Origin of the sequence: Devosia sp. (genome assembly GCF_025809055.1) — a bacterium.
Classification (GTDB): domain Bacteria; phylum Pseudomonadota; class Alphaproteobacteria; order Rhizobiales; family Devosiaceae; genus Devosia.
The window spans coordinates 3,335,093-3,359,596 of the sequence record NZ_CP075529.1 but is presented as its reverse complement, the minus strand read 5'-3'; the positions used below and the strand labels follow the sequence as shown (position 1 = coordinate 3,359,596).

The following is a 24,504-nucleotide window of genomic DNA, read 5'->3' as shown; positions in this document are numbered from 1 at the left end:
GCAGCAAGCGCGAACTGTGTCAGCATGTCGCAGCCATCGAGAGTGTTGCATGACGGCAACTACTGCCGCCCAGCCGGCCACCGGCACGAAGCGGATTGTTAACCACGCTGCTTGACCGGCCATTGGTGAGTTGGCGCCACAATGGAGGCCTGTTCAGCTCTGGATCATCACCCATGACCACGAAACCGGCGTCCCGCCTTCTGGCCATTCTTGCCGCGCTGCCCCTGTTGATACTGGCGCCGCGGAGTCAGGCCGAAACCTTTGCGCCGGGGTGGCGCTTTGCACCGCCGCCCGGCGTCACGGTCAGCTCCGGGCAGCCGCGCCATGGACTGGCCCTGCAGGCCAATGCGCAGGTGCATCCGGTCTATCTGCGGCAGATCGTGTCCTATCCCACCAGTGAGCGCAGTGGCACCGTCGTGGTCGATACGCGCGCCCATTTCCTCTATTTCGTGCTCGGCGATGGCCGCGCCCTGCGCTACGGCATCGGCGTTGCGCGCAGCGGCTTTGAATGGGCCGGCACCCATCGCGTGACTCGCAAGGCCGAGTGGCCAAGTTGGACGCCGCCCGCCGAAATGCGCAAGCGCCAGCCCGGCCTGCCGGTGCGCATGGAGGGCGGCCCAAGCAACCCGCTGGGCGCCCGCGCGCTCTATCTGGGATCGACGCTCTATCGCATCCACGGCACCAATGAACCCTGGTCCATCGGCCAGAATGTCTCTTCGGGCTGCATCCGCATGACCAACGATGATGTGATCGATCTCTACGCCAGGGTGCAAATAAACAGCAAAGTGGTGGTCCTTTAATAAGGATTTTTACCGAGACTGGTGCCGCGTCCGACCAAGGGGCGCGGCAGGAAGCGTCGCATGAACGGATTTTCCAGGCTCGTCGGCCGATTTTTCAGAGATGAAAGCGGCGTCTTCGCCGTGCTCTTCGGGGTCATGGCCATTGTTCTCATCGCGCTCGGGGGCGCGGTGGTTGACTATGTGTGGCTGGAACAGACCAAATCGCGCGCTCAGGTGGCGCTGGACGCCGCGGCGCTGGCCCTGCAACCGCAGATCTTTGAAGATGACTATGACGAAGAGGATGTGCGCCTCCAGGCCGAGGCCATCATGCTTGAGCGCATCGGCGATAACCGGATCGACGCCGGCATCGACCAGGTTGTGACGTCGGTCGAAGACGGCTCACTCTATTTCCGCGCCAGCTTCACCATGCCAACGATTTTCGTGTCGCTGGTCGGCGTGCCCCAGCTCAGTGCAGCGATCGAATCGGAAGCCACGCGCAAGAAGCTGGCGCTGGAAGTGGTCATGGTGCTCGACAATTCGGGTTCGATGCAGAACGAGAGCCGCATGACCAATCTGGTCGCTGCGGCCAAGTGCGCGACCAATATCCTGATGTACACCGATGTGGTGGATTCCGGGAACACCTGTACAGCCGCGCCGGGGGCCGCACTGGTCGAGAATGTACGCGTCTCGATCGTTCCATTCACCATGTACGTCAACATCGGCCCGGAAAATGCCAATCAGTCCTGGATCGATCGGTTGGGGCAGTCGGCGATTGCGAACGACAATTTTGACGATGATGACGACGAGAACACGCCATTCAACGCGCCAGTGGACAGGCTCGCTCTCTACGATCAAATTGACAATGATAGTTGGCGCGGCTGCGTCGAAGCCCGCCCGCATATCAAGTCCGGCTCCCGTCCTCAAGAATATCTGGACACAGACGACACGCCAGCGACTGCCGGCCAGCCGAACACGTTTTTTGTGCCGCTGTTTGCTCCGGACCTTCCCGAGACCATGGTGGGCCTCTCGTATTACAGCAATTACAACAACTATGTAACGGACTCGCCTGCCCGTTGCGATCGTCCGCCCCAGGGAAACACTACGTGTATGCAGCAGCAGTACCGCACGGGCTGCAATTCAAGTAACTCAAATTGCTCAGGCCAATATACGGAAATTTTCCCCATTGGACCGGAGAACTTTTCCAGCGATGCGATCTACTCCGGAGGTCGCTACGGCGCACACTCGGACGGCTGCACTTGCCGGAACTGGAGCAACTACTCTTCCTGGTCCCAATTTAGTGGCTCAGGCAACAACAGAACATTTCGACGGGAGCGCTCCTGTGTAGGCGGCGGCTATGTACCGACGAACCTTACGGCCCGCGAGTATCAAGAACGCTTGTGCAAATATACGGGCGAGTTCACACACAATACCGGCCAGAAGGGTCCGAATGCGGACTGCCCGACGCAACCGGTTCTGCCTCTGTCGGCAGATCCCGATGACGTGCTGGACGCCATCGACAACATGGTGGCGCTCGGAGGCACGAACATTCACGAGGGGACAGCCTGGGGGTTCCGGGTGCTATCGCCTACGGCACCATTCGAGGAAGGCAGCGAATATGACGAGGCCACCTCCAAAGTCATGATCGTCATGACCGATGGTGAGAATACCGCCTACCGCACCGGGAACATGAACGGCACGTACTATTATTCCGCCTATGGCTATCCCTACAATTCGCGCAACACCAACTCCAACTCATCGAGCGGTGGCAACATAGAGCGGCTGGGCAACATCAGCAGCAATCAGGGCAGTACGGCCTCGAGCAATGCCCAAATCGTTGCGGACATGAATACACGGACCCTGCAGACCTGCGCCAACGCCAAGGCGGAAGGCATAACGCTCTATACAATCGGGTTGGCCACCAACACCGTGACTCAGAGCACCGAAGAAGTGGTTCGGAGCATGCTGACCACATGTGCCTCCACTGCCGACCGGGCTCGGTTCCCCAATGCCGCCAGCGATCTCAAGGCAACTTTTGCTGCCATCGCCAACGATCTGTCGGCGCTGCGTCTGGCTCGGTAGGGGGAGTGGTACCGCCTCTCCGGATTGAACGGAGGACCTCTAGATCCACAATCTAGCGCTCTAACCAACTGAGCTAAGGCGGCATGTTCGTCTGGGGACGGCAAAGCCCGGTCCCGAAAACGGGCGGAACATAGGTCGAGATGGCCGGATTGACAAGCATGGATTTCACACCTGTGGACAGGGCCCGGCCTGACCACAATTTCGACCCTTAACACTGCGCGGGATGAGGGATGGAGCTTAACCATTCCGGCCGAAGAATGGCCCAAGCGCCGCGCTCAGGCTGGATTCGGTCCGGCCTGCACGATATTGAAGAACACTTAATGAACCTGACGCGTTTGTTTCGAAATGGCACAGTCCGGACGATCAAGCGAAAAGGCAGTCGATGAATGAACTGTGGTCCACCCTGCCGAATGCGCCGCGCGTGCTGCAGCACGCCGACGACGCACGTCCGGCCTGGCTGTGGTCGCAGGATGGCCAGCGCCTGATCTGGCAGAACGACGCCGCGGGCCTGTTCATGGCCAAAAACAAGAAGCACGGATTGAAGCTGGCGCCGCCCGCCATCCCGATCAAGGGCCAGGTGGCGCGCATTATCCGGCTCGGCTCCTCCGGCCGCAGCAGCCTCGCCCGCATTCAGTTTCTGGCCGGCGAAAAGCCGGTTTCGGCCACCTGTGCCACGACGCCGCTCAAATGGAGCGGCGACGAGCCGGTGCTGCTGATTGTCGGCGTTGACGCGATCGGCGAGGACATTCTGCTGGTGGCCCGCCAGGCGCGCACGGATGGGCCCGAAGACACGGAGCCTGCGGTGCACAGTGCGGCGGTGGACACCACCCCGACCGCCACCGAGACCTTCGAAGGTGCTGCGGAGCCGGTTTCGCACGCCGCAGATGCCGATGACAGCTATCAGCGGGAGCTCGAAAGCTGGCAGGCGCCGGATGCCGAACAGGCCTATGAAACCGCCGCCGAGCCGGCCCCGTTCATTGCGGACGCAGAAGCAACCGATACCGCAGAGAGCTGGCAGGACGCGCTGTCGGACGACCAGCCCGGCACGGGTGAGCCAGCAGAGCCCGAACAGGCGGAATTGCCATCGGACAGCACGGACGGGGCGCAGGACGACGGCGGCGCCGACACGGAAGCAGGGCGGCTGAGCGCATTGTTCGACCGGCTGGCGGCAGACGATGCCCTGTTCACCCCGCTCAGTGCCGAGGACGACCCGCTGGACCCGGCGGACGCTACGCCTGCCGTCGACAACCCATCCGCGCCTGACGATGACGTCGGTTATCAGACGGCGGACCAGGGACTGGAGCCATGGGTGTCCGGGGAAACACCCGACGCCGTTTCCGGTGCCGCGCCGGAAGCCGATGATGCCGAAGCGCCTGCGACGCTCTACAAGATTATCGGCCGTGGCTTTACGCCGACTGCGCGCGACGAGGCGCCTGCGGATGAAGTGGCTGACGCGGGTGTGCATATGCCCGAACCGCCCGAAACGGAGCCAGCGGCCGGCCTGGTTGATGGCGGGACGGGCCGTCTTGAGGCGGAACAGCCCGACTCTGAGGCGGTGGAGCGCGTCTCGCGCTACAATTTCGATGAGTTGTCGCGCATCCTGACCGATCGCGTCGGGGATCGCAGCCCGCCACCGGCGGTGACGGCACCGGCTCCCGCGAGCACCCCGCAAGGCACGGGGGCGCTGATCAATCTGGGCGGGGAAACGCTGGTCCTCAACCGGCTGCCTCTGGGTATCCTGGTGTTCCGTGACCAGCAGATCCTGTTTGCCAACCGCTCGATCACCGAGATGATCGGCTATGACTCGGCCGATGCCTTGCGGCAGGCCGGGCTGGCGGCGGTGTTTCCGGTCGTCGGCCCCGAGGGCCAGGAGGCCGGACCGGTCAATCATCTGGTGCAGCGCGATGGCACCCTGATCCCGGTCACGGCGCGCCTGCAGTCAGTGTCGTGGCAGGGCCGCCCTGCCCTGCTGCTGTCGGCCAGCGCCACCGAGGTGCGGACCGGGCATGAAGACGCAGTACGGGCCTTTGCGGGCAGCTTTGCCGAAATCTGTGGCGATGGCTTTATCGAAACCAGCCGGTCCGGCATGGTCAGCGCGGCCAATGCCGAGGCCAGCACCTTGTTGGCGGCTGGCCGCCCCCTGGTCGGCCGCACCCTGATTTCGCTGGTGGGAGAGGATGATGGCGTGGCCCTGCGCGCCTTCCTCGAGCGGCCGGCGCGGTTTGCCGAGAGCGAACGGCCGGTGCTGACGCTGCGGGCCGGTGACGGGCGATCCGATATCCTGCTCTTCGCTCTTGGGCAGGCGGGCATTCTTTCCGGCTACTTCGGCTTTGTGCGCCGCCGCCAATCGGCCCTGGCGCAGATCGCGACGGGCGGTGATGTCGATCCGGCGCTGCTGGCGCGGATCGGTCGCGGCATTCGCCGGCCATTGAGCAGCATTCTGGGCTTTGCCGAGGTTATCGGCACGACGAGCCTCGCGTCGCCCGACCAGGACAAGCTCAAGGGATATTCCGACGACATTGCGCGCGCCGGCCAGGATATATCCGCACTGGTTGGGGAACTCGAAGAATATGCCCGCCTGCGCGAGGGCCGCTATCTGGCGCAGCGCGCGAGACTCGACCTCAGCGGGCTTCTGGAAAGCTGCGTCATCCGCATCCGCGCGCAGGCCAATGCCGCACGGGTGATCGTGCGCAATGCCATATCGGAGACCCTGCCGAGAGTGACAGCCGACGAGGCATCGCTGACGCAGGCGGTGTTGAACCTTCTGGCCAGCGCCATCGACCAGACGCCCGAGGGCAGTTCGGTCATCATTTCGGCGCAGCGCCTCGACGACGGGGCCATTGCCATTCATGTCCGGGACAGCTCGGCCCATGCGGTGGACATGGGCGAGCGCTTCGTGGTGTTCCGGGACGGGGTCGACACCAAGGGCAAGGTGCTGGCACCGGTGCGCTCGAGCGTCGGCCTGGCGCTGACGCGCTCGCTGCTTGCGGTCAACACCGTGTCGCTTTCGGTTGATCCGGCGGGTGCCGAAGGTCTGTTGTTCTCGCTGCGCATTCCCGCAGATCTGGTCGATGCGACCCCGCCCTCACCGCGGGAGTGAGATTTTTCTTCGCACGCTAGCGCACTGAAAGCACACGGAAAACGCCCGCTGGTTTTGAATCATTCCAACCTATAAGCGTTTGTTTTTGTTTGCTTTATTGACATTACCGGATGAGCACTCCAATACCGCTTCGTCAACGGGCCCTTGACCCCCGAATGCAACAGGAGATGCAGATGACCAAGACCGCCACGATGTTCGGCGCCCTTCTCGCCACCACCATGATGTCGGCCATGCCCGCTTTCGCCCAGAGCGGCGAAGTCAATATCTACAGCTATCGCGAACAGAGCCTGTTGCAGCCGCTGCTGGACGAATTCACCGCCGAGACCGGCATCACCGCCAATGTGCTCTATGCCGGTGACGGCCTGCTCGACCGCGTTGCCGCCGAGGGCGAACTGTCGCCCGCCGACGTGGTGCTGACCGTCGATATCGGCAATCTGGTGGGCGCCGAGGAACAGGGCCTGACCCAGCCGATCACCTCAGCCGGCCTGACCGAGCGCGTGCCTGCCGCCTTCCGCGATGACGATGGCAACTGGACGGCCCTGTCGCTGCGCAGCCGCGTGTTCTACGTCTCCAAGGACCGGGTCGATGCCACGGCCCTCACCTATGAAGACCTGGCCTCTGACGAATGGAAGGGCCGTATCTGCACCCGTCCGGGCGAGCACCCCTACAATATCGGCCTCATCGCCCACTACATCGCCGTCAATGGCGAGGAAAAGGCCCGCGAATGGCTGACCAAGGTGCGCGACAACCTGGCCTTCGCCCCCAATGGCAATGACCGTGGGCAGGTCAAGAACATCCTGGAAGGCTCGTGCGACCTGGCCATCGTCAACACCTACTACATGGGTGCGATGCTCAACAACGATGCCGAGCCGGAGCAGAAGGACTGGGCCAATGCCGCGCGCATCATCTATCCCGATGCCGAAGGCGCAGGCACCCAGGTCAACGTAGCCGGCGCCTTCATCGCCAAGCACGCTCCCAATGCCGAAAACGCCAATGCCCTGATCGAATACCTGCTGTCGGACTCGGCCCAGTCGATCTATGCCGACACCAACTACGAGTTCCCGGTCGTGCCGGGCGCGCCGATCAATGAGCTGGTGCTGAGCTGGGGTGAACTCAAGGCCTCCGAAGTTCCGCTGACCGAAGTGGCCGCGCATCGCGCCGAAGCTGCGGCGCTGGTCGACGAACTCAAGTTCAACGAAGGTCCGCAGAACTAAGCGGGGACGGAGGCCGGCATAGCCGCGAGCGCCAGCCAGACACAGACCTCCAGGACCGGCAGCGGGCGACCGCTGCCGGTCCTGCCGCTTGTGCTGGTCCTGGTCATGGGGCTGCCGATCCTGTGGCTGAGCATTGCCGCCTTGTCCGGTCTGGGCAGCAGCAATGGGCTAGGCGCGGCCATGTTGCCGACGGCCCTGCGCGAAACCGGGCTGCTGATGCTTTCGGTCGGCGTGCTGACCGGCATTGCGGGCCTCGTGGCGGCCTGGCTCGTGACCCATTTCGAGTTCCCGCTGCGGCGGCTGTTCGACTGGGCGCTGATCCTGCCGCTGGCGGTTCCAACCTATCTCGCCGCCTATGCCTATGTCGAAGTTTTGGGCTTTACCGGCCCGTTCCAGACCGCGCTGCGGGGGCTGACGGGAGCCCAGAATATCCGCGACTACTGGTTCCCCGATATCCGCAGCAATTGGGGAGCAACGCTGGTGCTGTCGGCGGTGCTCTACCCCTATGTCTATGTCGCCTGCCGGGCATTCTTCCTCATGCAGTCGACCAGCCTCAGCATCGCCGCCCGCACGCTGGGCGCGACCGGGGCCCGCACTTTCTTTGCCGTGGTCCTGCCCACAGCCCGCCCTGCGCTCGTCGTGGGCATGTCGCTGGCCATGATGGAGGTCGTCAACGACCTGGGCGCAGTGCAGTATTTCGGCGTCAACGCCATTACCGCCGTCATCTATTCCACCTGGATCAATCGCGGTGACCTGGGTGGGGCCGCACAGCTGGCGGTGACGGTCGTACTGGTCATTGCGTTCCTCATCCTTGCCGAGCAGAGGGCGCGGCGGGATCGGATGTTTTCGGCCCATCGCGACAGCCGCGTGCCGCCGCCCCGCGCGGTTCTGTCCGGCTTTGGCGCCTGGTGCGCGGCCGGGTTCTGCACCCTGTTGCTGGTGGCCGGGTTTGGACTGCCGGCAGGCGAGATGCTCTATCTCACCATACGGCTCGTTCACCCCGACGTGGTGGCACTGACCTTTAGGGCGCTGGTCCCGACGGTTACCCTGGCCCTGTCCGGCGCCCTGGCCACGGTCATCATCGGCCTATGGGTCGCGCGCATGGGTGAGCGCAGCGACCGGGCCACACGCGGCCTGATCCGCATTTCCACACTGGGTTACGCGATCCCGGGCACCGTGCTGGCCCTGGGCCTGTTGCAGCCGCTGGGACAGGCCGATCTCTGGATCAATCGCGGCACCATGGCGGTGTTCGACTGGCGGCCGGGCCTGATCCTGTCGGGATCCATGGTTGCCCTCGTCTATGTCTATGCCATCCGCTTTCTGGCCGTGAGCCACTCGACGCTGGACGCGGCGATGAAAAAGCGTGGCGCGGCCATGCTCGATGCCGGACGGGTTCTGGGCGCCGGGCGCTGGCGGCTGCTGCTGCGGGTCGACCTGCCGACGCTGGCACCGGCGCTGCTCTCGGCCGGAATGCTGGTCTTTGTCGAGATCGTCAAGGAATTGCCGGCGACGCTGCTGCTGCGCCCGTTGGGCGTCGAGACCCTGGCCACTCTGATTTATTCGCGCGCCAGTGTGGGCCTGTTCACCCAGGCGGCGCTGCCGGCATTGTGCATCGTGCTGGTGGGCACAATCCCGGTGATATTGGCCACCTGGGCCGCCGACCGCCGGAAAGTATGATTGCCGCAGGTGCGCTTCGGCCCGATCTTGCCTATAGATAGACCTTAGGTGCTCACCCGATCTGGAGGATATTCGATGACGCTGTTCAAGTCCCTCGCCCTTGCCGCTGCAAGCGTGATGCTGGCGGGAACGGCCGCCTTGGCGCAGCCCACCGAAATCCGCATCGGCGTGGCGCTGGAACCGCCCAGCCTCGATCCGACCGCGGGCGCTGCCGAAGCCATCGATATCGTGGTCTATCAAAACGTCTTTGAAGGCCTGGTCCGCATCGACCAGACCGGCGCCGTGCAGCCCGGCCTGGCCGCAAGCTGGACCATCAGCGAAGACAGCCTCACCTACCAGTTCGCATTGCAGGACGGCGTGACCTTCCATGACGGCACCGCCTTCGACGCCGAAGACGTCAAGTTCACCTTCGACCGGCTTTTGGCCGAAGACAGCGTCAATGCGCAGAAGGCGCTCTACGAGCCCATCAGCGCCGTGACGGTGATCGACTCCATGACGGTGGAATTCACGCTGAGCCGGCCGGACGGCATGTTCCTGTTCAACATGGGTCGGGGCGACGCAGTGATCGTGGCGCCGGAAACCGCCGCCAATAACAGCGCCGAACCCATTGGCACCGGCCCCTTCGCCTTTGTGCAATGGGACAGGGGCAGCCGCGTGGTGCTGGAGCAATATGGTCCCTATTGGGGTGACCTGCCGGCGCTGACGCGCGCGAGTTTCCTGTTCATTTCCGACACCGCCACCCTGACCAATGCGCTCCTGGCCGGCGATGTCGACGGCACCAACAATTTCGCGCCCGAAGCGCTGGCGGTGTTCGAGGGCAATCCGCAGTTCAAGGTTCTGGTCGGCTCTACCGAAGGCGAAACGATTCTCGCGACCAATAATCGCAAGGCGCCCTTCGATGACCTCAAGGTGCGCCAGGCCATTGCCCATGCGCTCAACCGCCAGGACATCATCGACGGCGCAACCTATGGCTATGGCGTGCCGATCGGCAGCCACTTTGCCCCGCACCACCCGTATTATCTCGATCTGACGGGCACCTATGCCTATGACCCCGATGCCGCGCGGGCCCTGCTGGCGGAGGCCGGGCTCGCCGATGGTTTCGCTGCGACACTGAAGCTGCCGCCCGTGGCCTATGCGCGGCTGTCCGGCCAGATCGTTGCCAGCCAACTTGCCGAGGTTGGCATCAGGGTCGAACTGATCAATGTGGAATGGGCCCAATGGCTCGAAGATGTCTTGACGAACAAGGACTTCGACCTGACGATCGTCAGCCATGTCGAGCCGTTCGACATTGGTATCTATGCCAATCCTGACTACTATTTCGGCTATGACAATGCCGAAGTTCAGAGCTTGAACGAGACGCTCAATGCCACGACCGACGAGGCCGAACGCAAGCGCCTGGCGCAGGAATTCCAGACCATCATCGCCCAGGATGCGGTCAACGGCTATCTGTTCGAGCTGGCCCAGACAGGTGTCTGGAATGCCAAGCTCGAGGGCATGTGGCAGAACGCGCCCGTCGAGGGGCTGGTGCTGCGCGACATCCACTGGATGGAGTAAGGGCCGCGTGGGCCCGGCGGCACCCGGCATGATGGCACCGCCGGTGGCCACGCGGTGACACGATATCTGCTTGGCCGGCTACTCGGTTTCGCCGCGACGCTGTTTTTCGCGGCGCTGGTGATTTTCGTCCTGCTCGACCTGCTGCCGGGCGATCCGGCGCGGTTTATCCTGGGGATCAATGCCAGCGATGCCGCCGTTGCGGCGCTCCGCACCCAGATGGGCCTCGATGCGCCGGCGCATGAACGGTTCTTCGCCTGGCTTTTCGGCATGATGGGCGGCGACTTCGGTGTGTCGCAGACCCAGCGGGTGGCCGTCTCTACCCTGATGCTGGAACGCCTGAGCGTGACGCTGCCGCTGGCTGTCATCGCCATGATCGTATCCGTCGTGGTGGGCCTGCCCATTGGTATCCTGGCGGCCCGGCGCCGTGGCAAGGCGACCGACACCGTGCTCATGGTTCTGGCGCAGATCGGCGTGGCGATCCCCAATTTCTGGTTTGGGATGCTTTTGACCCTGGTCTTTGCGGTGAGCCTCAAATGGCTGCCGACGGGCGGATTCGTACCCTGGCATGAGGATCCGGGCGCCGCATTGCGCGGCCTCGTGCTCCCCGGCCTCGCGCTGGCGCTGCCGCAGGCCTCCATCCTGGCGCGGGTCATGCGCACCGCCCTCGTGGACGTGACGGGGCAGGATTTCATCCGCACTGCACGGGCCAAGGGGCTGACACTGGGTGAGGCGGTGTGGCGGCATGGATTACGCAATGCCATGCTGCCGGTGCTGACCATTCTCGGCCTGCAATTTGCCTATCTCATTGCTGGCACCATCATCGTCGAGAACGTCTTTTACCTGCCTGGCATCGGCCGGCTGATCTTTACCGCGATTTCCGAGCGCGACCTTGTGCTGGTGCGCAGCGCGACGATCATCCTGGTCCTGGTGGTGAGCGCCACCATGCTCCTGACCGACCTGGCCTATGCGCTGGTCGATCCCCGCCTGCGGGGGCGCTCGGCATGAGCATTCGGCAGCTCCTCCGGCATCCGAGCCTCGCGACTGGGCTGGTCATCAGCCTGGTCTTCCTGCTGCTCGCAATCGTGTCGCTGTGGTGGAGCCCCTACCCCATCGAGCAGATTGTCATTGGTCGGCGCTTTCAGGGGCCGAGCGCGGCCCACTGGCTGGGCACGGACCATCTGGGCAGGGACATGCTGTCCCTGGCCATGAGCGGCACCCTGACCAGCCTGATCGTCGCGGCCACGGCTGTCGGCATCGGCATGGGTGTCGGCGTGCCCATGGGGCTGGCGGCGGCCGCCTGGGGCGGGGCGGTGGAGTGGGTGGTGCTGCGCATCTCCGATGTCACCTTCGCCTTCCCGGCCGTGGTCGTCGCCATTTTGATCGCGGCGCTGCTCGGTCCGGGCGAAATCAACGCCATTGTCGCCATCGGCGTGTTCAATATCCCCGTCTTTGCCCGAGTGGCGCGTGGCGGCGCCCTGGCGATCGGCACCCAGGATTACGTGGCGGCAGCGCGGGTGGCCGGGCTGGGCAATACGGCGATTGCCGCACGGCACCTGTTGCCCAATATCATGAGCCTGATCATCGTGCAGGGGACGATCCAACTGTCACTGGGCATTCTCGCCGAAGCAGGTCTCTCCTATATCGGGCTGGGCACCCAGCCCCCAGCCACCAGCCTCGGCCTCATGCTGCGCGACGTGCAGAGCCTGTTTCTGATTCATCCCTGGCTCAGCGTGGTGCCGGGCCTCACCATCGTGATCATGGTGATCGGGCTCAATATCGCCGGCGACGGATTGCGCGATGCCCTCGACCCCAGGCTCAAGCGGGAGGGGTTGAACCATGGCGCTGGTTGAGATCGACGGCTTCAACATCGGTTTTGACGGCCGGGACGTGCTGCAGGATCTGACGTTGCGCATCGAGCGGGGCGACCGGTTCGGGCTGATCGGGGAGAGCGGCTCCGGCAAATCGCTGACGGCCCTCGCCATCAGCGGATTGCTGCCGGAGACCGCCGATGCGCGCGGCACGATCCGCTTTGACGGCACGCCCCTGCCCCGCGACGAACGCACCATGGCCCGGATGCGCGGCAAGCGGGTCGGCATGGTGTTTCAGGAACCGATGACGGCGCTCAATCCGCTGATGCTGGTCGCCGACCAGATCGAGGAGGCGATCCGCCTGGCGGAAACCACCGCCGCGCCGCAACTGGTGGTGCCGGACCTGTTGCGGGAAGTGGGCCTGGAGCCGAACCATGGCGCCCGCTATCCGCACCAGCTTTCGGGCGGGCAGCGGCAGCGCGCCATGATCGCCATGGCGCTGGCCAGCGAGCCCGAACTGATGATTGCCGACGAGCCGACTTCGGCGCTGGACGTCATCACCCAGCGCAAGGTGCTCGACCTGATCGGGGAAGTCTGCAACCGCCGCAACATGACCCTGTTGTTCATAAGCCACGATATCAGAGCCGTCGCAGCTTTGTGCACCCATGTCGGGGTGATGCGGGCCGGCCGCCTGGTCGAGACCGGGGAGGCATCGCGGGTATTCCGAAAGCCACAATCGCCCTATACGGCAGAACTGGTCCGCGCCGCCCGTGGGCAGCCGCCAGCGGGCGCGCGCAGGGCCATCGGGGGCCCACTCCTCGAGGTCGAGGGCATTTCCCGCGACTATCGGCAAGGCGGCTTCTGGTTCTGGGGCGAAGGCCTGTTGCGGGCTGTCGACAGGGTCGACCTGACCCTGCACCAAGGCGAATGCGTCGCGCTTGTGGGTCCATCGGGTTGCGGCAAGACCACGCTGGCCCGGATGATCGTGGGCCTCGACAGCGCCAGCGAAGGCCAGATGCGTCTGGACGGCACACGCTATCGCGGAAAGGACCTGCCGGGCCGGTTGCGCGCCAATATGTCTCTGGTGTTCCAGGATCCGTTCAGCAGCTTCGATCCGCGCATGACCATCGCCGACTCGTTCGCCGAACCGCTGCACCTGCTCGGCCCGATGGCGGCTGCCGAACGCGAGGCACGGCTGGTCGAAGCCATCACCTCAGTCGGGCTCGACGCCGCCATGCTCGCACGCTATCCACACGCCTTCTCGGGCGGGCAGCGGCAACGCCTGGCCATTGCCCGGGCCATGGTGACACGACCCCGGCTGGTGGTGCTGGACGAGCCGGTTTCGGCGCTGGACGTGTCCGTGCGCACCGATGTGCTGACCCTGCTGGCGCGGCTGCAGGACGAGCATGGGCTCACCTATCTGGTGATCACCCACGATCTCGACATGGTCTCGACCATTGCCGACCGGGTGCTGGTCATGGAAGCGGGGCGCATCGTCGAACAGGGTACGCCCGATGCCCTCTTCGCCCGGCCGCAGCACAAGCTGACGAAAGCGCTGATGGCCGCACGCCTGCCTGACGTGGCGTAATCAAGAGCGCCGGTGCGCGGCCTGATAGAGCAGCATGGTGGCGATGGCCAGATTGCGCGGCACCTGCTGCCGCTCGGCATCGAACGCGGCCCAATCGGCTTCGCTGGCGCTGTCATCGGGGCCAAAGCCCGGCTGGGCCATCAGCAATGCGGTCGCAAGGCGCGTCGCTGCCTCACCCAACACATCCTGGAATGGATGCCGCAGCAGCTCGTCCCAAAGCGCGAAGCGCAATTGCATGGCCTGCTCGAACCCGGCGAGCCACTGGGGCCAATCGATTTCGCCGGTCTGGTCGTCGACATCATAGAGCGGGGCGTATCGGCCGGCCGCCAGTTCAGCCTCGATCTCGGCAAATCGCGCCGCGACGGCCCGGTCGAGCTCGGCATCACCGGCATCGACCAGCCAGCCCGGCCACCATTCGCGCCGGGAAATGGGATCGGGACTGGCCAGGACGCCGGCCAGATAGCCGTCGAGAGCCGAAAGGGATTCGGCGCCACCCACCGCCTGGGTGAGTAGATATTCCAGCCGCTGCAGGCTTTCGGGCAGGTCAGTGCTCGCCTGGGTCATGTGGGCTCCGGGATGGTTCACATCCCGGATACACCGATCAGCGCGTGTTGTGGAGCAGTCCCTGGAACGATCGATAGCTGGCCTTGGGCGTACGCTTCTGCGTGTCGTAATCGACATGGACCAGGCCGAAACGCTTGTTGTAGCCCTCGGCCCATTCGTAATTGTCGAGCAGCGACCAGGCAAAATAGCCGCGCACATCGGCCCCTTCGGCCTTTGCTGCCAGCACCGCCTTGAGGTGATCGTCGTAATATTTGACGCGGCGCGGATCGTCGTCGCCTTCGGCCTCGGCCATGCCGTTCTCGGTCACGTAGATCGGCAGCTTGGTGTAGTCGCTGGAAACGCGAACCAGCAGGTCCGACAGACCCTTGGGGTAAATCTCCCAACCGATATCGGTCTTTTCGAGCGGCCCCTTGACCTGCTCGACCGGGCGACCGGGCTCACTCGAAGCCTTGTAGAGGCCGCGCGTATAGTAGTTGATCCCGAGCCAGTCGAGCGGCCGGGACACCACCGCCATGTCGTCCTGATAATTGACGGGCAGATAGGGGGCGAGCCACTCGGTCATCTCGGCCGGATACTGGCCCTTGAAAACGCCGCCGAGATACCAGCGGTTGAACAGGGCATCGCCGAAATTGCACGCGGCCTTATCGGCTTCGCTATCGGTGGCCGGCTCGGACTTTTCCAGGTTCAGCACAATGCCCAGATTGTTGACGCCATTGGCGCGCAGCGCGTCTATTGCCGTGCCATGGGCAAAGAGCACGTGGTGCATAGCGCGGGCGGCGGCGCGCAGGTCGCGATAGCCGGGCGCATGGATGCCGAGGAAATGGCTGAGGAAGGCTACGCACCAGGGCTCGTTGATGGTGGCCGTGGCATGGAGCCGGCTGCCGAACTTGTCGGCGATCAGCGCCGCATAATCGGCGAACCAGCCGGCGATATCGCGGTTCATCCAGCCGCCCCGATCCTGCAGGGTCGAGGGCAGGTCCCAATGATAGAGCGTGGCATAGGGCTTGATGCCGCGTTCGAGCATGCCATCGATCAGGCGGTCGTAGAAGTCGACGCCTTCCTGGTTGACGGCGCCGGTGCCCTCGGGAATGAGGCGCGGCCAGGCGAATGAGAAGCGATAGGCGTCGAACCCGCCTTCGCCGATCAGGTCGAGATCCTGCGGCCAGAGGTCGTAGTGATTGCAGGCGTTGAGCCCGGTATCGCCATTGTGCACATTGCCGGGCGTGGACGAGAAGGTGTCCCAGATCGAAGAGCCGCGACCATGGCCTTGCCCACCCTCGATCTGATAGGCGGCCGTAGCGACGCCAAAGGTGAAGTCCGGCCCGAAATCGCGACGCTCAAATGAAAACATGGTCCCTCCAGACGGGCTTTGCACCCTTGTGGGCAAGCGGAATACCATCTGGGCGGGAAGCGATGCAATCGATTTCCGCAATCGATTTAAATGGCGAAAGCACGTGGCCCGAACCGGGTCGTCACGGCACGCTGGAAATCAGCCGCCGGGCGATGAGGCGATAGGCCTGCGCCTCCGCGCCCTCGGGCATAGCAGCGACCGGGGGCACACCGGCGTCGGAATTTTCGCGAATGGACATGACCAGCGGGATGGCGCCCAGGAATGGAATGTCCAGCCGGCCGGCGGCCCTTTCGGCGCCGCCGCTGCCGAAAATATCGTAGCGGTTGCCGGTATCGGGGGCGATGAAATAGCTCATGTTTTCGACGAGGCCGAGGACCGGCACAGACATGCGGCGCAGCATATCCACCGCCTTCTGGGCATCGATGAGCGCCAGGTCCTGCGGCGTCGAGACGATGACCACGCCTTCGACAATGGTTTGCTGAAACAATGCGATGTGGATGTCACCCGTGCCCGGCGGCAGGTCGATCACCAGCGCGTCGAGATCGCCCCATGCGGTTTCGCGCAACAATTGGCGCAGGGCCGAGGTCGCCATGGGGCCGCGCCAGACCACCGCCTGGCCGGGCACAAGCATGGAGCCGATCGAGATGACCTTCAGCCCGAACGCCTCATGCGGGGTGAAAATGCCGTCGTCCCGCATGGCGGGCCGGCCTTCGAGGCCCAGCAGTTTTGGCACCGAAGGCCCGTAGAGATCGGCATCGAGAATACCGACCTTGAGGCCTTCGCTGGCCAGCGACAGCGCGAGATTGACCGAAGTGGTGGACTTGCCGACCCCGCCCTTGCCGGACCCCACCGCGATGATGCGCTTGATGCCCGGAACGCGGGTCTTGCCCGGCGGCGTTGCCTTGCCGTGGCTGAACTTGGGCGTGTTGGTTTTCTCGGCGGTCAGCGAGACCATGACCTTGCGCGCACCACCAAGGCGTTCCGCCACCGCTTTTGCGGCGTCGCGGGCCGGGCCGAAGGCAGCCTCCATGCCGGGCGCCACCGAAATGGCAAAGGCCACGGCGCCAGGCGTGACGATGATCTCGGAGAGCCCTGCATAACCAGCGAGATCGGCTCCGCCGGGGATTTCGACGTCAACGAGCGCGGCTTTGATCTGCGATGCGAGGTCGGTATCGGCCATGGGTCTTTTCCCTCGTCAGCGGCCGGCCCCTCTCCCCTTGTGGGACAGGGTGGATCGGCCGGAGGCCGAGACGGGTGAGGGGTCTCCCGATTTCACGCAGCGCCCCTCATCCGGCGCTTCGCGCCACCTTCTCCCACAAGGGGAGAAGGAAGAGCATGGACCCTAAAGGATCGACTGGCCAGTGCCGGCCCAATCCTTGAGGAAGCCTTCGATGCCCTTGTCGGTCAGCGGGTGGCTGGCCAGCTTCTTGATCACGTCGGGCGGGATGGTGGCCACATCGGCACCGGCCAGGGCGGCCTGGGTGACGTGGTTGGGCGAGCGGATCGAAGCGGCCAGGATCTGGGTTTCGAACTGGTAGTTGTCGTAGATCTGACGGATGTTCTCGATCAGCTCCATGCCATCGAGATTGATATCGTCGAGGCGGCCGATAAAGGGCGAGATATAGGTCGCGCCGGCCTTGGCGGCGAGCAGGGCCTGATTGGCCGAGAAGCACAGGGTAACGTTGGTCGGAATACCCTTGTCCTTGAAGTACTTGGTGGCCTTGAGGCCATTGAGCGTCAGCGGCAGCTTGATGACGACATTCTTGGCGATCTTGGCCAGGTGCTCGCCTTCGGCGACCATGCCGTCATATTCAAGGCTCGCGACTTCGGCCGAGACCGGATCGGGCGTGATGGCACAGATTTCCTTGATGACTTCCTTGAAGTCACGGCCGGACTTGGCGATCAGCGACGGATTGGTGGTCACGCCGTTGATGAGACCAGCGTCGTTGAGTTCCTTGATGGCGGCGGTGTCTGCAGTGTCGACGAAGAACTTCATCGTTCCCTCCTAGTAACTTGTCGCGTTTCCGAACCGCAAAATCGCGGTGCACATTTGCTGGAAACGCTTTCAGCGGACCGTTTATCCAGATGTAGCCATGGCGGCGCGGGGCCGCAAGGCGTGCGATCAGCGAACGGCGCTCAAAAACGCTTCCGCCAGATCGCCGACGCGATCTTCGGGAATACCGGCGACATTGATGCGGCTATCCCCGGTCATATAGACCCCGTTTGCGGCTTTGAGATGTTCGACCGCATCATTGCTGAGACCGAGCAGGGAAAACATGCCCCGGTGATCGGCCACAAAGTCAAAATCGGTGGAATTGGACCGCTCGCGAATGGCCTCCGACAACTTTTTACGCAATGAAATCATACGGTTACGCATGATTCCAAGCTCCTCTTCCCACTCGGCGCGCAAGCTCGCGTCCTCGAGGATGGTGCGGATGATCTCCGCGCCATGGTCGGGGGGCTGGGAATAGGCGCCGCGAATGATGTTGAGCAGCTGCGAATTGGTGACTTCGGCTTCCTCGGCGGTGCGGGCGACCAGGATGGCGGCGCCGACACGTTCGCGATAAAGGCCGAAATTCTTCGAGCCCGAGAATGCTATCAGAGCTTCGGGGACCGAGGATAGAATCTTGCGGGTGCCATAGGCATCGGCCTCGATGCCATCGCCGAAACCGAGATAGGCCAGATCGATGAAGGGCAGCGCGCCGGTGCGGGCGAGGCTCCTGGCGACCTGATCCCACTGCGCATCGCTGAGGTTCGCACCCGTCGGATTGTGGCAGCAGCCGTGCAGAAGCACGACATCACCGGCGCCCAATTGATCAAGCGCTGCAAGCATTTGCTCGAATTTTACACCCCGGGTCTCCGGGTCGAAATAGGGATAGGTCGCGACCTTGAGGCCCGCGCCAATCGCGATCGGATTGTGGTTTGCCCAGGTCGGATCGGAGACATGGACGGTCGCACCGGGCCGGGCCCGGTTGATGAGCTGCATCAGCACCCAGAGCGAACCGGTGCCGCCCGGGGCCTGGGCGATGCGCACGCGGGCGCGGTCGACACTATCGGCCAACACCAGGTCGAGCACAGCGGCGCCATAGCCCTTGTTGCCGGCGATGCCGAGATAAGTCTTTGTTTTTTCGTTCGAAAGTATGCGCTCTTCGGCCTTGCGGACCGAGGACATCACCGGGGTGACGCCTTTCTCGTCCTTATAGACACCGACACCGAGGTCGATCTTGGTGGGGCGGGAGTCGGCAGCATATTCCCCCATGAGCGCCAGAATCTTGTCGCCAGGGGCCTTGGTCAGGTTTTCGAACATTGTCGGAGGTCCGGTGGGAAGGCGCCGTCTTTATAGGACGGCAGGGGATTTTTGCAATTGGAAGTACGACCTCGGCAGCCGGTTCATGTCATCGCAGCGAAGGCCGGGAGACAAGGTGACATCTCAGGATGGACCCCGGCCTTCGCCGGGGTGACATCGAGAGAGGTTGGCTACCGTTTCATGCCCGATTTTTCCAGTTCTGCGGTCAATTGCGGAATGATTTCAAAAAGATCGCCGATCAGCGCCACGTCGGCGATCTTGACGATGGGCGCTTCGGCGTCGGTGTTGATGGCGATGATTTTCTTGGCGCCCTGGATGCCGGCGAGGTGCTGAAGGGCGCCGGAAATGCCGATGGCGATGTAAAGATCGGGGGCGATGATCTTGCCGGTCTGGCCGACCTGCCAGTCATTGGGTGCGTAGCCGGCATCGACGGCGGCGCGGGTGGCACCCACGGCGGCGCCGAGAGTTTTGCCAAGCTTTTCAATCAGTTGGAAGCCTTCGGCGGAGCCGACCGAAACACCACCGCCGACAACGATCTGGGCCGTTGAGAGATCGGGCACATCGCTCTCGGTGCGGTGTGCGGCAACCAGACGGGCGGCGGATTGCACCGTGTTTTCAATGACTTCGAGTGGCGCCGCGTTGCCGGAGGCGGCGGGCCGGAAGGCGGAAGCGCGGAAGGTGAGGACATGCCGGGCCTGGCTGTCGGTGACGGTTTCGAGCGCGTTTCCGGCGTAAATGGGCCTCGTAAACCGATTTTCTCCCTCGATGGTGACAATGTCAGTCACCGGCTGGATGTCGAGCCTGGCGGCGAGCCGCGGCATCACATCCTTGCCCAGGGTGGATGCGCTCGAGACCACATAGGGGTAACGGACTGCCAACTCTGACAGTAACGCAACCAGGGAATCCGCTAGCAGACTGTTAGCGCTGACCAGCACTTTTGTGACACCGGAAATGGCGGCGGCCGTTTCGGCGGCCGCGGCGGGACCGGGCACGAGAAGATCAACAGGACCAAGCTGGCTGGCGGCATTGACGATGCGGGCCGTGGCGGGCGAGAGCACGCCGTTATCGATATCGGCGAGAACCAGGACGCTCATCAGATCGCCTCCATCGCGTTGACATCGGTGACGATGATCGCGGCAAGTTCGGCGGCAGAGCCAACCGTGGAGCCTGCCACACGTTCGGGCGGCGGGGATACTTTTTCAACCCGGAGGCGCGGGGTGAGGTCGACACCGAATTCGGCGGCGGGGCGCACGGCAAGCGGCTTGGAGCGCGCCTTCATCACCATGGGCAGCGCGGCATTGCGCGGGGTGTTGAGACGCAGATCGGCAGTGGCGATAGCCGGAAGCGGCAGGGCAATGGTCTCGCGGCCGGAATCGACCTCGCGGGTGACTTCGAGTTCCGTGCCGGACAGCTTGATCTCCGAGGCGAAGGTGGCCTGGGGCCGTTCGGTGAGCGCGGCCAGCATCTGGCCGACATGGTTGCTGTCGTCATCGACAGCCTGCTTGCCGAGCAGGACCAGATCAGGCTGTTCTTCCGCAACGACCTTGGCCAGCAGTTTGGCGATGGCGAGCGTTTCGAGCGCCGCGTCGGTTTCGATCAGAATGCCGCGATGGGCGCCCATGGCCAGGGCGGTGAGGATGACATCGTTGCTGGCCTTGGGGCCGATGGACACGATGACGATCTCGTCGGCCTGCCCGGCCTCGGCCAGTTGCACCGCAGCCTCGACGGCGTGCTTGCAGAACGGGTTCATCGACATGCGCACGCCATTGGTCTCGACGCCCGAGCCATCGGGCCGGACCCGGATACGGACATTGTGATCGACCACGCGCTTGATCGCGACGAGGATTTTCATGAGCAGCTCCGTCAGGTTGGCGCTTCAATGGCAAAAAGGCCGGGAACGGGCAAGGCGCGGGAGGGGAATATCGGTTCGATGGCAGGCGAATTGTTGGAAAGCGGTTTTGAGGGGGGCGGGAATTGGGGGAGCAGAGGTTCCCGCTTTCGCGGGAATGACATCGCGCAAGTCCAGGATGCGATGACCGATCAAGTTGACGCACTGCACGGGCGCACCTTTATCAGGGTCATCCCCGCGAAAGCGGGGACCTCCGTTCATCCCAACTGAAAGCCTAGCCGCTGGCCTACCAAACAGAGGTTCCCGCTTTCGCGGGAATGACATCGAGTGGTTGCGCGCTCCCAGCAAGCACCGGGCGTCAGGTAGGGCAATTTGGCCTGCGGCATGGGGCGGAGTTGACGCGGTGCGTGCGGGCGGAGACACTGCGCGCACTTCCCCTGCTTCGGACAGTTTATGCCTATCCTCAACCGTATTGCCGAGTTTCAGCCCGAAATCGCCGCGTGGCGACGGGACTTTCATGCGCATCCCGAATTGCTGTTCGAGGTGCATCGGACGGCGGGGATCGTGGCGGAGAAGCTGCGGGCTTTTGGCTGTGACGAGGTGATCACCGGGCTGGGGCGCACCGGGGTTGTCGCCATCATCAACGGGCAGCGCAATTCCAGCGGCCGGACCATTGGCCTCAGGGCCGACATGGATGCCCTGCCCGTGACCGAGCAGACGGCAGCCGACTATGCCTCCACCGTGCCCGGCATGATGCATGCCTGCGGCCATGACGGTCATACCGCCATGCTCCTGGGCGCTGCCAAATATCTGGCCGAGACGCGCAATTTCGATGGACGCGTGGCCCTGATCTTCCAGCCGGCCGAAGAGGGCGGTGGCGGCGGCAAGGTGATGATCGAGGACGGCCTGTTCGAGCGCGTCGGCATCGACGAAGTCTATGGAATGCACAACTGGCCGGGCATGCCGGTCGGTGCGTTCGGCATTCGCGCCGGGGGCATCATGGCGGCCACTGACCGCTTCTATATCGACATCGAGGGCCAGGGCGGCCACGCGGCGCGGCCGCAGCAGACGATCGACCCGATCATCGTCGCCGCGCAGATGGTGACGGCGCTGCAGACCATCGTCTCGCGCAATCTCGACCCGCTGGACAGCGCCGTGCTCAGCGTCACCATGATCGAAGCGGGCGAGGCCGACAACGTCATTTCGCGCACCGCCAAGATCACCGGCACCGTGCGCACGCTTGACGGCGCCGTGCAGGATTTCATCGAGGCCAAGCTGGGCGAGTTCGTGCCCAGCTTTGCCCAGAGTTTTGGCGCCGAAGCCAGCGTGCGTTATTCGCGGGGTTATCCGGTGACGGTCAATTCCGAGCGCCAGACCGCCTTTGCCGCCGAGGTAGCCCGGGAAATCGTCGGAGGCGAGCGGGTCGACGCCGATGTCGCACCCTCGATGGGGGGCGAGGATTTTTCCTTCATGCTCAACGAGCGGCCCGGCGCCTATATTTTCCTCGGCAATGGCGACTCCACCGAGCTTCATACCGACACCTATGACTTCAACGACGAAGCCATTCCGGTGGGCGCCAGCTATTGGGTACGTCTGGTGGAACGGGCGCTGCCGGCGGGGTAGCGTGTATCTTTAGGGGAGAAAGCCCCTCCCGAGCTCCGCTAAGCCTGCGGCTAAGCTGCGTTTGCCCTCCCCTCAAGGGGAGGCTGAACGGGCGCCGTAGATGTTGATGGTGTCGATCAACCTTTTGCGCCGGAGGGACTTGGGGTAAGGCATCTGGGTGATGCCCAGCCTGACGACGCTCTTCCCCGTTCTGCTCACTCTTGCCATTTCCGCGCTCGGCGGGGGGCTCGCCATGCTGATCGGGTTGCCGGCAGGCTGGCTGATGGGCGGGGCGCTGGCCGTGACCGTGGCGGCCATGGCGGGGGCGCCGGTGGCCATGCCGAACGGGCTGCGCAACGTCGTCTTCGTGTTGATCGGCATGTCGATGGGCGCCAGCGTGGCGCCGGACAGCCTCAACCTGCTCGGCACCTGGCCGATCAGCCTGGCGGCGCTGGCCATTGAACTGGTGATCATCGTGGCGGCGACCGGCTGGATGCTGACGCGGTTCTTCAAACTCGATCCGGGCACCGCCTATCTCAGCTCGTTTCCCGGGCACCTGTCCTTCGTCATGGGCATTGCGGCGACCGGGGTCGGCAATTCGCGGCAGATCGTCATCATCCAGGTCATTCGCATCCTGATGCTGACCATAGCCGTGCCCATCGGCGCCACGGTGCTGCCCATCGAGCATTTTACGCCCGCCGGCGCCGGACAGGCGATTTTGAGCCCGCTTCAACTGGTGCTGCTGGCCCTGGGATGCGTTGCCCTGGGCCTTGTCTTCGAGCGGTTGAAAATCCCCGCTGGTCTGGTTCTGGGCGCCATGGCGGCAGCGACCGGGGCGAAGCTGGGCGGGCTCTATACCGAGGCCATGCCGCCCGAACTGGTGACAGTGACTTTCATTGCCACCGGGGCGCTGATCGGTTCACGGTTTCTGGGCATCACGCGACGGGAGTTCGCGGCGGCGGCGACCGGCGGCCTGATCGCCACGGCGATGACGCTGGGCATCGTGACACTGATGGCGCTGGGGGTGGCGCAACTGGTCGACATGCCTTTCGGCCAGATCTGGCTGGGCCTGTCTCCCGGGGCGCTCGAAGGCATGGGCGCATTGGGGATTGCGCTGGGCTACGATACGGCGTTCATTGCTGCCCATCACGTGATCCGCCTGTTGATGCTCAGCTTTGCCATACCGGCCGTGGTGGTGCTGATCCGCTGGCGCGAGAAACGGTCGCAGGAGCGCCACAAAGGTGACGCATGAGGGGGCAAACGGAGTTCGCGCCATGCACAGATTAGTTCTCGCCTCGGCCCTGGTTTTCCTGGCTTCGGTTCCGGCCATGGCCGGCCCCTTGTGCCTCGGACGCGGCGGCGCGCATATCTCGTTCGGCATCAGTATCGGGGAGTTTTCCGAAAGCGAGCGGAACGAATTCTACCTGATGCGGCTCAAGCAGCGCGGCGTCGACGCCACCGATGTGCGGACCTGGGGCGAATGCCTGCAGGTCTTCGTGCGCAAGCCGGGTGGCGGCGAGGAAATGCAGTATTTCGACCCGAGCACATTGGAGCGGGTGCAATAGCCGCAGCCCAACATGGACGGTTCCTTACCGCCATTTTCCAAAAATTCATAAGCCTTACAGGGCTTTAACTGGCTGCATCAGCCGCAAGGGCGCATGCTCCTTTCCGTTATCTCCTCCCACGGAAAGGACTTCAAAAATGAAATCGACCCTTATCGCTGCCGCCCTCACCACGCTGGCGCTGGCAGGCGTTTCGATGCCCGCGCAGGCCGCTTCGGCCATGGTGTGCGACGCCAGCTACGACATCGCCGCCAACCAGGACACGCTGATCGCCAAGTTTGCCTCCCAGGGCATCGTGGTTGACCAGGTGGATGACTGGGGCGGGTGCGCCCGCATCACCATCACCGCCGCCGACGGCAGCACGGGCTTTGCCTATTTCAACCCGGAAACCATGCAGCAGCTGGCCGGCGTTTCGGTGTAACGCGCCTCTGCGCCGCGGCCCTCGAAATTGTTTCGCGGCCGCGGCGCAG

The 24,504-nt window shown here is 63.9% G+C and carries 20 protein-coding genes and 1 tRNA gene; 13 read left to right on the top strand and 8 right to left on the bottom strand.

The annotated features are described in order from the left end of the window. Positions 1–173 precede the first annotated feature (173 nt). A complete protein-coding gene (locus KIT02_RS16495) occupies positions 174–800 on the top strand; it encodes a L,D-transpeptidase (protein WP_297580199.1) in 627 nt (208 codons plus the stop codon). Positions 801–860: 60 nt separating this feature from the next. Further along, on the top strand, positions 861–2,858 hold the full coding sequence (locus KIT02_RS16490; protein WP_297580192.1) for a pilus assembly protein: 1,998 nt from the start codon (positions 861–863) through the stop codon (positions 2,856–2,858). 6 nt (positions 2,859–2,864) lie between these two features. Here KIT02_RS16490 and KIT02_RS16485 read toward each other — a convergent pair. Beyond that, positions 2,865–2,941 (bottom strand) — tRNA-His (locus tag KIT02_RS16485). A 299-nt stretch (positions 2,942–3,240) separates the two neighbouring features. Between KIT02_RS16485 and KIT02_RS16480 the strand changes: the two genes are divergently transcribed. From KIT02_RS16480 to KIT02_RS16450, 7 genes are all read left to right on the top strand, one after another. Further along, positions 3,241–5,958, top strand: coding sequence for a histidine kinase dimerization/phospho-acceptor domain-containing protein (locus KIT02_RS16480; RefSeq protein ID WP_297580189.1), 2,718 nt, complete (start codon positions 3,241–3,243; stop codon positions 5,956–5,958). Between the two features lie 173 nt (positions 5,959–6,131). Continuing rightward, on the top strand, positions 6,132–7,172 hold the full coding sequence (locus KIT02_RS16475) for an extracellular solute-binding protein (protein ID WP_297580187.1): 1,041 nt from the start codon (positions 6,132–6,134) through the stop codon (positions 7,170–7,172). Between the two features lie 105 nt (positions 7,173–7,277). Next, positions 7,278–8,849 carry an iron ABC transporter permease gene (locus tag KIT02_RS16470; RefSeq protein WP_297580182.1) on the top strand — a complete coding sequence of 524 codons (1,572 nt, stop codon included), beginning with the start codon at positions 7,278–7,280 and terminating at the stop codon, positions 8,847–8,849. Between the two features lie 75 nt (positions 8,850–8,924). Further along, positions 8,925–10,403, top strand: coding sequence for an ABC transporter substrate-binding protein (locus KIT02_RS16465; RefSeq protein ID WP_297580179.1), 1,479 nt, complete (start codon positions 8,925–8,927; stop codon positions 10,401–10,403). Positions 10,404–10,457: 54 nt separating this feature from the next. Then, positions 10,458–11,408: an ABC transporter permease gene (locus KIT02_RS16460; RefSeq protein ID WP_297580177.1), complete on the top strand. Its 951-nt coding sequence runs from the start codon at positions 10,458–10,460 to the stop codon at positions 11,406–11,408. Further along, entirely contained in the window at positions 11,405–12,253 is an 849-nt protein-coding gene (locus tag KIT02_RS16455) for an ABC transporter permease (RefSeq protein WP_297580175.1), read from the top strand. Before KIT02_RS16460 ends, KIT02_RS16455 begins: the two co-directional genes overlap by 4 nt. Then, positions 12,240–13,799, top strand: a complete 1,560-nt coding sequence (locus tag KIT02_RS16450) for an ABC transporter ATP-binding protein (RefSeq protein ID WP_297580173.1) — start codon at positions 12,240–12,242, stop codon at positions 13,797–13,799. Before KIT02_RS16455 ends, KIT02_RS16450 begins: the two co-directional genes overlap by 14 nt. Here the strand turns inward: KIT02_RS16450 and KIT02_RS16445 are convergent, their stop codons facing one another. From KIT02_RS16445 to KIT02_RS16415, 7 genes are all read right to left on the bottom strand, one after another. Further along, positions 13,800–14,363 carry a UPF0149 family protein gene (locus KIT02_RS16445; RefSeq protein WP_297580171.1) on the bottom strand — a complete coding sequence of 188 codons (564 nt, stop codon included), beginning with the start codon at positions 14,361–14,363 and terminating at the stop codon, positions 13,800–13,802. A 37-nt stretch (positions 14,364–14,400) separates the two neighbouring features. Next, a complete protein-coding gene (locus tag KIT02_RS16440; protein WP_297580169.1) occupies positions 14,401–15,714 on the bottom strand; it encodes a GH1 family beta-glucosidase in 1,314 nt (437 codons plus the stop codon). Positions 15,715–15,835: 121 nt separating this feature from the next. Continuing rightward, positions 15,836–16,894 (bottom strand): Mrp/NBP35 family ATP-binding protein, encoded by a 1,059-nt coding sequence (locus KIT02_RS16435; RefSeq protein ID WP_297580167.1) that lies wholly within the window; start codon positions 16,892–16,894, stop codon positions 15,836–15,838. 162 nt (positions 16,895–17,056) lie between these two features. Beyond that, the gene (gene fsa / locus KIT02_RS16430) at positions 17,057–17,710 is read right to left on the bottom strand and encodes a fructose-6-phosphate aldolase (protein WP_297580165.1); all 654 of its coding nucleotides are present in this window, start codon (positions 17,708–17,710) and stop codon (positions 17,057–17,059) included. 126 nt (positions 17,711–17,836) lie between these two features. Beyond that, positions 17,837–19,021, bottom strand: coding sequence for an amino acid aminotransferase (locus KIT02_RS16425; RefSeq protein ID WP_297580163.1), 1,185 nt, complete (start codon positions 19,019–19,021; stop codon positions 17,837–17,839). A gap of 170 nt (positions 19,022–19,191) precedes the next feature. After that, complete coding sequence (locus KIT02_RS16420; RefSeq protein ID WP_297580161.1) at positions 19,192–20,115, bottom strand: electron transfer flavoprotein subunit alpha/FixB family protein; 924 nt, start codon at positions 20,113–20,115, stop codon at positions 19,192–19,194. Next, positions 20,115–20,873, bottom strand: coding sequence for an electron transfer flavoprotein subunit beta/FixA family protein (locus KIT02_RS16415; RefSeq protein WP_297580159.1), 759 nt, complete (start codon positions 20,871–20,873; stop codon positions 20,115–20,117). Before KIT02_RS16415 ends, KIT02_RS16420 begins: the two co-directional genes overlap by 1 nt. 450 nt (positions 20,874–21,323) lie before the next feature. On the opposite strand from KIT02_RS16415, the gene KIT02_RS16410 reads away from it, so the two are divergent. The 4 genes from KIT02_RS16410 (at position 21,324) to KIT02_RS16395 (ending at position 24,455) form a co-directional block, all read left to right on the top strand. After that, the gene (locus tag KIT02_RS16410) at positions 21,324–22,493 is read left to right on the top strand and encodes a M20 aminoacylase family protein (RefSeq protein ID WP_297580157.1); all 1,170 of its coding nucleotides are present in this window, start codon (positions 21,324–21,326) and stop codon (positions 22,491–22,493) included. Between the two features lie 160 nt (positions 22,494–22,653). Next, entirely contained in the window at positions 22,654–23,724 is a 1,071-nt protein-coding gene (locus tag KIT02_RS16405; protein ID WP_297580155.1) for an AbrB family transcriptional regulator, read from the top strand. A gap of 22 nt (positions 23,725–23,746) precedes the next feature. Next, on the top strand, positions 23,747–24,037 hold the full coding sequence (locus tag KIT02_RS16400) for a hypothetical protein (protein WP_297580153.1): 291 nt from the start codon (positions 23,747–23,749) through the stop codon (positions 24,035–24,037). Between the two features lie 136 nt (positions 24,038–24,173). Beyond that, positions 24,174–24,455, top strand: a complete 282-nt coding sequence (locus KIT02_RS16395) for a hypothetical protein (protein ID WP_297580151.1) — start codon at positions 24,174–24,176, stop codon at positions 24,453–24,455. Positions 24,456–24,504 lie beyond the last annotated feature (49 nt).